Origin of the sequence: Streptomyces sp. NPDC059853, from assembly GCF_042731495.1 — a bacterium.
Lineage (GTDB): Bacteria > Actinomycetota > Actinomycetes > Streptomycetales > Streptomycetaceae > Streptomyces.
The window spans coordinates 20,241-31,518 of the sequence record NZ_JBHWJL010000029.1 but is presented as its reverse complement, the minus strand read 5'-3'; the positions used below and the strand labels follow the sequence as shown (position 1 = coordinate 31,518).

Annotated in this window: 8 protein-coding genes and 1 pseudogene; 7 read left to right on the top strand and 2 right to left on the bottom strand. The window is 73.2% G+C overall.

Features of this window, described 5'->3' with window-relative positions; genetic code table 11:
* Positions 1-236: 236 nt before the first annotated feature.
* On the bottom strand, positions 237-1,679 hold the full coding sequence (locus tag ACFV5N_RS05635) for a S1C family serine protease (RefSeq protein ID WP_385594475.1): 1,443 nt from the start codon (positions 1,677-1,679) through the stop codon (positions 237-239).
* A gap of 109 nt (positions 1,680-1,788) precedes the next feature.
* Between ACFV5N_RS05635 and ACFV5N_RS05630 the strand changes: the two genes are divergently transcribed.
* From ACFV5N_RS05630 to ACFV5N_RS05620, 3 genes and pseudogenes are all read left to right on the top strand, one after another.
* On the top strand, positions 1,789-2,577 hold the full coding sequence (locus tag ACFV5N_RS05630; RefSeq protein ID WP_385594472.1) for a glycerophosphodiester phosphodiesterase: 789 nt from the start codon (positions 1,789-1,791) through the stop codon (positions 2,575-2,577).
* A 55-nt stretch (positions 2,578-2,632) separates the two neighbouring features.
* Positions 2,633-3,136 (top strand): annotated as a pseudogene (locus ACFV5N_RS05625) (ATP-binding protein); the annotation flags it as partial.
* An 87-nt stretch (positions 3,137-3,223) separates the two neighbouring features.
* Positions 3,224-4,201, top strand: coding sequence for a DUF5926 family protein (locus ACFV5N_RS05620; RefSeq protein WP_385594469.1), 978 nt, complete (start codon positions 3,224-3,226; stop codon positions 4,199-4,201).
* A gap of 205 nt (positions 4,202-4,406) precedes the next feature.
* On the opposite strand, the gene ACFV5N_RS05615 is transcribed toward ACFV5N_RS05620, so the two are convergent.
* Positions 4,407-5,129 (bottom strand): bifunctional DNA primase/polymerase, encoded by a 723-nt coding sequence (locus tag ACFV5N_RS05615; RefSeq protein ID WP_385594467.1) that lies wholly within the window; start codon positions 5,127-5,129, stop codon positions 4,407-4,409.
* A 439-nt stretch (positions 5,130-5,568) separates the two neighbouring features.
* Here ACFV5N_RS05615 and ACFV5N_RS05610 point away from each other — a divergent pair, with 439 nt between their 5' ends.
* From ACFV5N_RS05610 to ACFV5N_RS05595, 4 genes are all read left to right on the top strand, one after another.
* The gene (locus tag ACFV5N_RS05610) at positions 5,569-6,996 is read left to right on the top strand and encodes a PP2C family protein-serine/threonine phosphatase (RefSeq protein ID WP_385594465.1); all 1,428 of its coding nucleotides are present in this window, start codon (positions 5,569-5,571) and stop codon (positions 6,994-6,996) included.
* 135 nt (positions 6,997-7,131) lie between these two features.
* A complete protein-coding gene (locus ACFV5N_RS05605) occupies positions 7,132-8,604 on the top strand; it encodes an aminopeptidase P family protein (RefSeq protein ID WP_385594462.1) in 1,473 nt (490 codons plus the stop codon).
* A 274-nt stretch (positions 8,605-8,878) separates the two neighbouring features.
* Complete coding sequence (locus tag ACFV5N_RS05600) at positions 8,879-10,258, top strand: hemolysin family protein (RefSeq protein ID WP_385594459.1); 1,380 nt, start codon at positions 8,879-8,881, stop codon at positions 10,256-10,258.
* A complete protein-coding gene (locus ACFV5N_RS05595; protein ID WP_385594456.1) occupies positions 10,255-11,277 on the top strand; it encodes a hemolysin family protein in 1,023 nt (340 codons plus the stop codon). Before ACFV5N_RS05600 ends, ACFV5N_RS05595 begins: the two co-directional genes overlap by 4 nt.
* The last annotated feature ends 1 nt before the right edge of the window (position 11,278 follow it).

The window sequence follows — 11,278 nt, the reverse complement described above, 5'->3', positions numbered from 1 at the left end:
CAACGTTCCCCCTCCGCCGCACCCCAACACGAAAGGGGCGCCCCTCGCCGAGGAGCACCCCTTCTGACCAGCGTCTACGCCCGTCCACTGCGGTGGGTGTGGGATTTGAACCCACGGTGACATCGCTGCCACGACGGTTTTCAAGACCGTTCCCTTAGGCCGCTCGGGCAAGTCTCCCTCGCCGCCCGTCAGGACGGCAGGAGTAAGGGTAACGGCTCGCGGTGGGTGGGATGGTGTTACGCGTCGCCCACCCGCTGGTCCAGGACGATCTCGGCGGTGTGCTCCCGGCCGTCGCGCTGGTACGTCACCTCGACGGTGTCGCCCGGCTTGTACGTCCAGATCTCGCTGATGAGCGTCGGACCGCTGTCGATGACCCGGTCACCGAAGCGGGTGATCACATCGCCCGGCCGCAGCCCCGCGCCGTCCGCCGGGCCGCCCGGGGTGACCGCTTCCTCGCCGGCCGGCGCGTTCTCCGAGATCCGGGCGCCCGGGGTCTCGCCGCGCATTTCGACCGAGGCACCGATGATCGCGTACACCGGCTGACCGGTGTCGATCAGATCCCGGGCCACCCGCTCGGCCTGGTTGATCGGAATGGCGAAACCGAGACCGATACTGCCCGCCTGGCTCTGGCCCAGCCCGCTGCCGGGGGTCGACTGGATCGCCGAGTTGACGCCGATGACCTCGCCGTCGCCGTTCAGCAGCGGACCGCCGGAGTTGCCCGGGTTGATCGAGGCGTCGGTCTGCAGCGCGCTCATGTAGGAGGCGTTGCCGCCCTGGCCGTCCGAGGAGGCCACCGGGCGGTTCTTCGCGCTCACGATGCCGGTGGTGACCGTGCCGGAGAGGCCGAACGGGGCGCCGATCGCGATCGTCGCGTCGCCCACCGCCACCGCCTCCGAGTCGCCCACCGGCAGCGGCTTCAGATCCCGGTCCCCGGCGTCCAGCAGCCGCAGCACCGCCACGTCGTACCCCTCGGCACGGCCCACGACCTCCGCCTGGTAGCTCGCGCCGTCCGAGAAGGTGACGCTCAGGGTGCCGCCGTCGGCGGCCGAGGCCACCACGTGGTTGTTGGTGAGGATGTGGCCGTCCTCGTCGTAGACGAAGCCGGTGCCGGTGCCGCCCTCGGTGGTGGACTGGGCCTCGATGGTCACCACGCTGGGCAGCGCCGCCTCCGCTATCCCGGCCACCGACTCCGGCGCGCGGGCCGGCGCGCCCTCACCGGCGCCCGCCCCCGAGGCCGGGGAGCTGGTGGCGGTGGTGTCGCGGTCGGCGACCAGATAGCCGACGCCGCCGCCCACGCCGCCCGCCAGCAAGGTGGCGGCGAGCACCGCCGCGATCAGCCCGCCGCGCCGCTTCTTCGGCGGGGCGGCGGTCGGGAAGGCGGCCCACGGGGCGTCCGGCGGCGCGGCGGGCGGGCCCACCGGGCCGCCGAAGGTCCCGGTGGGCGGGTCGGCGGGCGGCGGGCCCGCAGGACCGGCCGGGGCCTGGGCGCCCGCCAGGGTCGGGATCGGGGCCGTCGGGGGCGCGGGGACCCCGGAGGCCGGTGTCCCGGGCACGGGTGCCCCCGGCGGGACGGGGGGCGCCGACGCTGCCGGGTGCGCGGGCTCGTCGGGGGCGACCGCCGGCGGGGCGGGGACGGGCCGCTCCTCCGGCCGGCCCTGGCCGTCCTTCTCGGTGCTCACAGCGTTCTCCTCGGGTGCGCGAACGGGCAGGGTGCTGCGGGGCAGTGCGAGCAGTCTTCCCCAGTGTCCGTCAGCGCCGCGTAAACCCGGTGCATGACAGGATGAGCCGATGGAACCCGCACCCCACCGGATCCAGGTGATCGCGCACCGGGGCTCCTCGGAGGACGCCCCCGAGCACACCCTGGCCGCCTACCGCAAGGCCATCGAGGACGGAGCGGACGCGCTGGAGTGCGATGTCCGGCTGACCGCGGACGGCCATCTGGTCTGTGTGCACGACCGGCGCGTCAACCGGGTCTCCAACGGACGCGGCGCCGTGTCCGCCATGGAACTGGCCCAGCTGAACGAGCTGGACTTCGGCTCGTGGATGGCCCCCTCCGGCATCGCCGAGACCCCCGACGCCGCCGACCCCGAGCGCACCACCGTGCTCACCCTGGAGCGGCTGCTGCGCCTGGTCGCGGACGCGGGACGGCCGATCGGCCTGGCGATCGAGACCAAGCACCCCACCCGCTGGGCGGGCCGGGTGGAGGAGCGGCTGCTCGGACTGCTGGAGCGGCATCCGCTGCCGGGCGAGGTCCGGGTGATGAGCTTCTCCGCCCGCTCGCTGCAACGGGTGCGCAAGGCCGCGCCCGGGCTGCCCACCGTCTTCCTGATGCACTTCCTGCTGCCGCGGAACCGCTCCGGCCGGCTCCCGGCGGGCTCCGCGATCGCCGGCCCCGGCATCCGCATCCTGCGCCGCGACCCCGGCTACGTGGAGCGCGCGCACCGGGCCGGTCACCGGGTCCATGTGTGGACGGTGGACGATCCGGCCGATGTGGAGCTGTGCGCCCGGCTCGGGGTCGACGCGATCATCACCAACCGGCCGCTCACGGTGCGTGAGCAGCTGACCCGGATGGGCTGACCAAAGCCTGACGGGGAGTGCACCGGCGCATTCGCTTCGTATCCGATCATTACGAATACGTCAACGGATGTGTCACGGCCGGTTTCCGCTTTCCGCACCGGGGGCATCTCCTCCTTGGCGTGGGGCAAAGGAGGTCTTGGGGGTGGCGTTGGTGGTCACACAGCAGGTACCGACGTCGTCGTCCATGTCGGTACCCCACGGCCCTGGTGGCGTGGGGACCGCGAGACGGCGGATGCGATGGGAATTGCTGGAAAACGGTGCAGCGGAAACGGTCATCGACGATGCCGTATTGATCCTTTCCGAACTGCTCAGTAATTCATTCCGGCACGCCCGGCCATTGGGCGACGGACACCATGTCCGCGCCTCCTGGTCGCAGGACGCCGACGGCGAGATCACCATCTCCGTGACGGACGGTGGCGGCCCCACCCGGCCGCGCGCCGGGTCCCCCTCGGTCACGGCCCGTGGCGGACGCGGGCTCACCATCATCACCACGCTCGCCCGCGCCTGGGGCGTGCACGACGCCGATCCCTCCGGGGCGGTCACCGTCTGGGCGGTCCTCGGTCCACGCTGAGGGACACCCTGGGTGAGCCACTAAGCTCGCGGCGAAGCCGTAGGAGTACGTGACACACGCAGGAGACCCGCCCGCATGGCCAAGAAGCGCCGCCCCCGTACCCAGCCCAGCGCCGCGGCCACGCCGCAGCTCACCGAGGGCGAGATCCCCGTCGTCGGCGCGCGGGAGCCGTGCCCGTGCGGCTCAGGACGCCGCTACAAGGCCTGCCACGGCCGCGCCGCCGCCCAGGCCGCCACCGAGCTGGTGCGCCGGCCCTTCGAAGGGCTGCCCGGCGAGTGCGACTGGGTCGCGCTGCGCGAGCTGGTGCCCGCCGCCACCGTGCCGCTGACCCTGCGCGAGGGCCTGCCCGCCGACGTGCCCGCGCTCACGCTGGCCACCGTGCTGCCCATGGCCTGGCCCGCGCTGCGCCGCGACGACGGCACCGTGCTGCTCGGTCTGCAGAACGACACCGCCACCGGCGACCTCTCCCGCGACCTCGCCGACGTCCTCACCCGCGCGCTCACCACCACCCCCGGCAGCCCGGTGGCCGCCGCCCGCACCGCGCCCGGCGGGCCCCGGCTCCAGGACCTGCTGGACCCGGACGCCCCGTTCGTGCCCGAGGTGCACAGCGGCTTCGAGTTCTGGCTGGACGACGCCGAGTCGGCCACCGGCGAGGTCGCCGCCTCCCTGGAGCGCGCCAACGCCGCCGCCGTCCCCACCACCCGGCTGACCGGCGTCGACGCCGCCTACTGGTGCCGCACCCCGGAGAAGAACCACCTGCGCTGGGTCATGCCGCACCCCGAGGACCAGTTGCTGGACGCCCTCGCCCGGCTGCACGCCGCCGGTGCCGCCACCCTCGGCGAGGACACCCGGCTGGTGGGCTCCTTCCGGGCGCACGGGCTGACCGTGCCGGTGTGGGACCTGCCCAGCGCGTTCGGCGCCGAGGAGTGCGAGAAGCCGGCCGCCGCGTTCGCCGAGCGGCTGGCCGAGGCGCTGGCCGCCACCACCCCGCTGACGGCCGACGAGCGCAAGGCGCGCAGCGGTCTCACCAACCGTCAGATCACCCTGAACTGACGGATCGTCCGAATGGCGTGATTCCGGTCACAGGGCCCCGGGCAGATGGCGGGATCCGCCGAGGCCGGGCCCGGCCGGGATTTGCGATTCCGGCAGGAGTTGTTACCGTCTGAAGTGAGCCCGGTCGCTGGTGCATCCCCCGTCGCCAGCGACCGGGTTCTTCGCTGTCCGGACCCGGGCGGGCACCGGACGCCGGCGACAGCCCCTACGAGGCCAGCCGCGAGCCGCCGCCCGGGGTACGGATCGCCGCCTCCACGAGCACGTCCAGCAGCGCCGCGGTGCGCGGCAGCCGGATCCGGCCGTCCCGCCCCGGCCACGGCCCGCGCAGCCAGGCCGCCCGCCCGGCCGCCAGCGGCGAGGGCGGCAGCGGCAGATAGCCCCCCGCCGAGTGGAACCGCAGCGAGCCGGGCACCAGGTCCCGGGCGTACAGCAGCTCGCCCAGCTCCGCCGGGTCGTACGGCGCCACCAGCCAGCAGGCACGGGACGGGGTGATCACCACCGGACCGGTCCGCACCCCCCTGTTCGCCAGTTCGGCCTGCGCCCAGGGCGCCGCCGCGGCGGGCAGGCTCACGGCGCACGGGGCCCCGTCCGTCCCGGTGGCCAGGATGATCGGCGCCGCCGGGCGCCGCGTCCACCACCAGCCCACCATCCGCCGGTCGCTGGAGGCCGCCAGCAGTTCGGGGTCCAGCGGATGGGCGCCCGGCACCACACAGCCGGCCTTCCCGCAGCCGCAGCGGCCGTCCGGCCCCGCCTCCACCCCGGGCAGCACCGGCCAGCCGCAGTGCCGGGCATACCCCAGCGCGGCGTCCCGCAGTGCCCGGCCGGAGCCGCGCCCCGCGCCGCCACCGGTGCCGTCGCCGCCGCTCCCGCCGTCGCCCCCGCTTCCGCCCCTGCCGTTCGTGCGTCGCATTCCGAGGATCTCGCGCATGAGCGCTCGTCCCTTCCTTCGCGGCTGATTGAGGGCCGGAAGAGGTCTTCCAGCCAATCACTCACGTGGAACTCAGATCACCGTATGTAGCGTCGTGCGCATTGGTGAGGACGCCAGAACCCAAACAACCGTTCCGGCCATGACTGGCCCGGAGCGCTACCCCGTACGTACCCAGTCGCTCCGGCTCGATCGCCGCCGGCACTCCCCAGTCGATCGCGCGCCGCACGCACCGGCGGCCCTTTTACGCCAAACTCTTCTGGACCCGGCCTGTCGATCAGAGAACACCACAGTCACACGGGCATCATCATTCCCGACCCACGAACACACCGGACACCGGGCCCTGCACGCCGGCAGCAGTGCGTCGTTCCCGGTCGCCACACACCACTGGGGGGTTTGCGATGAGATCACGGCGATCACTCCGCGACGGAAGAGAGCGCCCATGAGCACATCCGTCCCCTCCAATGTGGCCGGAATCCACCCAACGATCACCCCCGTACCGCAGACTCCACCCCCCGGCGACTCATCCGCCCCATCCGGCACGCCCCCCGAGCGGCTCGCCTCCTGGATCACCGACCTCACCGCCCTCCACGACCTCACCGAGCGGCTCGCCCGCACCGGCACACTCCGTGACGCCCTGCACGAAACCCTGCGCGCCGGCGCGCACCTCATCGGCGCCCGGCGCGGCCTGATCGCGCTGCGCCCCACCGCCCCCGAGGACCGGGAAGGGCCCACGGTCCCCGACCGGCTCACCGGCTACGGCCTCACCCCCGCCGACCTCGGCCAGCTGGAGACCGTGCCACCCGCCGCCGCTCCGCACACCCGGCTGCTGGACGGCGCGGGCGACGGCGCGGCCACCGAACTGACCCACCCCGACCTCGCCGCCGACGACACGCTCGACCCCCGGCACCGCGATGTCGCCCGCCTGCTCGGCTGCGCCGCCAGCCACGCCGCCCTGCTCAGCACGGAACCCGGCACCGGCACTGGCACCGGTCACCCGCTGCTCGCCGCCGCCCTCTGGCTGTACGACGAGGCCACCGAACCCGACCAGCGCCAGCGCGAACTCCTCACCCGCTATCTGCGGCACGCCGCCCAGCAACTCGCCCAGCACGCCACCCTCGCCGCCGCCCGCGCCGAGCTGGCCACCCTGCGCGAAGGGCTGCTGCCCGCCCGGCTGCCGTACGTCCCCGGCGTCACCCTCGCCGCCCACCACCGGCCGCTGCCGCTCGGCGGCGGCGACTTCTACGACGCCCTCGCCCTGCCCGACGGTGCCCTCGGCCTCGCCGTCGGCAGCACCGCCGCCGCCGGTGACAGCGGCGCCGCCACCGTGGCCGCCGTCGGACGGCTGCGGGCCGGACTGCGCGCCTACGCCGTCATGGAGGGCGAGGACCCCGTCGCCGTCCTGTCCGATCTCGAACTGCTGCTGCGGCTCACCGAGCCCGCCCGCAGCGCCACCGCCCTCTACGGCTTCGCCGAGCCCGCCGCCGGCAAACTCGTCCTCGCCTCCGCCGGCCACCCGCCGCCCCTGGTCGTCGGGGAACACCGGACCGAGTTCGCCGACACCACCCTCTCCGCCCCGCTCGGCATGCTCGCCTGCTGGGAGGCGCCCAGCGTCGAGATCGACGTCGCCCAGGGAGAAACGGTCCTGCTGTACAGCGCGGGCCTGCTCCACCGCACCGGCGAACCCCGGGACCGCGCCTTCGCCCGGCTCCAGAACGCCGCCCGCACCGCCACCCCCCGGGTGCGCGCCGACCCCCAGGCCCTCATCGACCACATCCTGCGCGTCCTGCCCGCCCGGGCCGCCGCCGAGGCCGGCGGCCCGGGCGACGGCCGGGAGGAGACCGTTCTGCTCGCCGCCCGCTTCCACTGAGCCACGCACCGTGGCGACCCCGGCCCGTGCCCCCTATGTCTCGCCCTGAACGGCTCTGTCCCCATCCCCCACTCGCACATACGATGGAACCCGGTCCCCACCGGGACCGGCGCCGGCACGCGAGGAGGCAGCAGGGTGGCCGAGGAAGCCAAGCCCACGGACGGGAAGAAGCCCGCCGAGACCATCAAGCAGCGCAAGAACAATGTGAACAAGACGGTCTCCGACGAGCTGGCCGAGAACATGAAGACCGGCTGGGCCGACACCGAGCAGCGCGACCTGGAGCCCATCCCCCAGGCCGGCCGCACCGCCGCCCGGCGCGCCGCGCTCTCCGCCCGCTTCCCCGGCGAGCGGCTCGTCATCCCGGCCGGACGGCTGAAGACCCGCTCCAACGACACGGAGTACCCCTTCCGTGCCGCCACCGAGTACGTCTACCTCACCGGCGACCAGACCGAGGACGGCGTCCTCGTCCTGGAGCCCACCGAGGGCGGCGAGGACGGCCCCGGGCACGACGCCACCCTCTATCTGCTGCCCCGCTCGGACCGCGAGAACGGCGAGTTCTGGCTCAGCGGCCAGGGCGAGCTGTGGGTGGGCCGCCGCAACAGCCTCGCCGAGGCCGAGCAGCTGTACGGGCTGCCGGTGGCCGACGTCCGCACCGTCGCCGGACTGCTGAAGGAGGCCGCCGGGCCGGTCCGGGTGGTGCGCGGCCACGACGCGACCATCGAGACCGCCCTCACCGACAAGGTCACCGCCGAGCGCGACGCCGAGCTGAAGAGCTTCCTGTCCGAGCAGCGGCTGATCAAGGACGACTTCGAGATCGCCGAGCTGACCTACGCCTGCGAGGCCACCGCGCGCGGCTTCGAGGACGTCGTCCGGGTGCTGGACAAGGCGGTCGCCACCTCCGAGCGGTACATCGAGGGCACCTTCTTCCTGCGCGCCCGCGTCGAGGGCAACGACGTCGGGTACGGCTCGATCTGCGCGGCCGGCCCGCACGCCACCACCCTGCACTGGGTGCGCAACGACGGCCCGGTGCGCCCCGGCGAGCTGCTGCTGCTGGACGCCGGAGTGGAGACCCGCACCCTCTACACCGCGGACGTGACCCGCACCCTGCCCATCGACGGACGCTTCACCCCGCTCCAGCGCCGGATCTACGACGCCGTGTACGAGGCCCAGGAGGCCGGCATCGCCGCGGTGAAGCCGGGCGCCAAGTACCGCGACTTCCACGAGGCGGCCCAGCGCGTCCTGGCCCGGCACCTGGTGAGCTGGGGCCTGCTGGAGGGCCCGGTCGACCGGGTGCTGGAGCTGGGCCTCCAGCGCCGCTGGACGCTGCACGGCACCGGGCACATGCTGGGGATCGACGTGCACGACTGCGCCGTCGCCCGCCGCGAGGCGTACGTCGAGGGCACCCTGGAGCCGGGCATGGTGCTGACCGTGGAGCCGGGGCTGTACTTCCAGAGCGACGACCTCACGGTGCCGGAGGAGTACCGCGGCATCGGCGTACGGATCGAGGACGACCTGCTCGTCACCGAGGACGGCAACCGCAACCTCTCGGCCGGCCTGCCGCGCGAGGCGGGCGAGGTCGAGGCCTGGATGGCGCGGCTGACCGCCTGACCACCTGATCGTCACGGTCGGACGACCGGCCGTGATGCCTGAACGTTCCGCCTGGGACGCGAGGTGTCACGGGGACGTTTCCGGGTACAGCCCTGGGAACACGGACACCTCGCGTCCCGTTGAACAAGCTGCCAGACCGTTCACAATCATGCTGAACGGTGACACCCACCACGAAAGGAGATAACTTGTCCGCCAATTCGTCGGACCCCCCTGGGCATAGTCCCCGACCACCTCGCCCGCATAGAACGAGCGGCACACGGCGAGGTGGTGTCAGTTGAGTGCCGCACTGCTGGGCCTGCTGGCAGTCATCGTGCTGACCGCGGGTACCGGATATTTCGTCGCCCAGGAATTCGCCTATGTGGCCGCCGACCGGCTCGCTCTCCAGAGTGAGGCCGCCGCGGGCGACAAGCGCGCCGCACGCGCGCTGAAAGTCCAGGAACGGCTGTCGTTCATGCTCTCCGGCGCCCAGTTGGGCATCACCGTGACGGGCCTGATCGTGGGCTTCCTGGCCGAACCGGCCTTCGCCACCCTGCTCGGTCCGCTGCTGAGCGGCATCGGTGTGCCCGAGGCCGCCGCGACCGGTATCGCGCTGGTGACGGCGTTCCTGCTGGCCACGGTCATCCAGATGGTCCTGGGTGAGCTGGGCCCCAAGAACCTCGCCCTCGCCGTGCCCGAGCGCCTCGCCAAATCACTGGGCGCCTCCACCCTGCTCTATCTGAAGGTGGCGGGCCCGCTGATCCACGTCTTCGACTCGGCGGCCAACAAGCTGCTGCGCAAGGTGGGCATCGAGCCGGTGGAGGAGCTGCACCACGGAGCGACCCTGGAGGAGCTGGGCCGCCTGATCGACGAATCCCACGAACACGGGCAGCTGACGCACGACACCGCGCAGCTGCTGGATCACGCTCTGGAGTTCTCGGATCGCACCCTCGCGGAGGTGATGGTTCCCCGGGTGGACGTGAGCTATGTCCGCGCGACCGATCCGGCGGCATCCGTCGTCGCGCTGATCGGCGAGCAGGGACACTCCCACTATCTGGTGGTCGGCGAGCGCATCGACGACATCACCGGGGTGGTCGGGGTCCGCGAACTGCTGCGGACGACCCCCGAGGAGCTGGCCGGCGCCCGGTCGGGCGCGCTGGCCCGTCCGGCGCTGCTGCTGCCCGACACCCTGCCGCTGCCCGGCGCGGTGGAGCAGATGCAGGCGGCGGGCGAGGAGTTCGCCGTGGTGCTGGACGAGTACGGCGGTCTGGCGGGCATCGTCACGCTGGAGGACATCGCCGAGGAACTGGTCGGCGAGATCGCCGACGAGACCGACGAGATCGAGCTGCCGGCGATCGCCGACGGCACGAGCTGGCTGGTGGACGCGGGGCGCCGCGTCGACGAGGCGGCCGAGGCCACCGGGATCCCGCTGCCGGAGGAAGAGGACTTCGAGACCGTGGCCGGTCTGATCATCAACCGCTGCGGGCGCTTCCCCGCCGTCGGCGACCGGATCGAGGTCGGCCTGGCGGACGGCACCGCGGCCGTGATCGAGGTACTCACCCTGGACCGCAGGGTTCCCGGCCGGATCCGGCTGGAGCGTGTCGAGCCGTCCGCGCCGGGCACGGCCGGTGACGTCCCGGTGGGCGCGCCGCGTGAACGGGTGGAGCAGCGCTCATGAGCATGGGCATGGCAAGCCTGATCACGGTGCTGCTGCTGATCGGCAGTGGCTTCTTCGTGGCCGCCGAGTTCGCGCTGGTCGCGGCGAAGCGGCACCGTCTGGAGCAGGCGGTCACCGAAGGGAAGCGCGGCGCCAAGGCGGCGCTGGCCGGAACGCGTGAGCTCTCGCTCATGCTGGCCGGCGCGCAGCTGGGCATCACCGCGTGCACCCTGGGCCTGGGCTCCATCTCCAAGCCGGCGATCTCCCACGAGGTCGATCCGCTGCTGGAGAAGCTGGGGCTGCCCAGCGGGCTCTCCTACGGCATCGCGTTCCTGTTCGCGATGATCGTGGTGGTGTTCCTGCACATGGTGGTCGGCGAGATGGCGCCCAAGTCCTGGGCCATCTCCCATCCGGAGCGCTCGGCGATGCTGCTGGCGCCCCCGTTCCGCGCCCTGGTGGCGGCGGTCCGGCCGGTCATCTGGGCCATGAACAAGATCGCCAACGGTCTGGTCCGGCTGTGCCGGGTGACCCCGCGCGAGGAGCTGACCTCGATCCACGACCGTGATCAGCTGGCCCACCTGGTGGGCGAGTCGCAGCGGCTCGGCCTGATCAGTGAGGCGGACTCGGGGCTGATCACCCGGTCGCTCACCGAGCCGATGTCGCCGGTGGGCGCCATCCTGGTGCCGGCCGACAAGATCGCCGAGGTACCGGCCGGGGCCGGCGTCGAGGCGATCCTGGACGCCGCCCGGGCCAGCGACCACACCCGGCTGCTGGTACGGGACGGGGAGCGGGTGCTCGGCTCGGTGCACGCCCGGGACGCCATCGTGGCGCGGGCGGACGGCCGGCGGGTGACGGCGGGCGAGCTGGCCCGTCCGGTACCGGAACTGGCCCCGGACGACACCGTCAGCCACGCGGTGGAGCAGATGCGGCAGCGGCGTGCCTCGCTCGCGGTGGTCCGCGACGGCGACGGCCGGCTCGCCGGGCTGATCAGCCTGGACGACCTGCTGGTCCGGCTGATGCGGCCGGAGCCGGTGGCGTAAC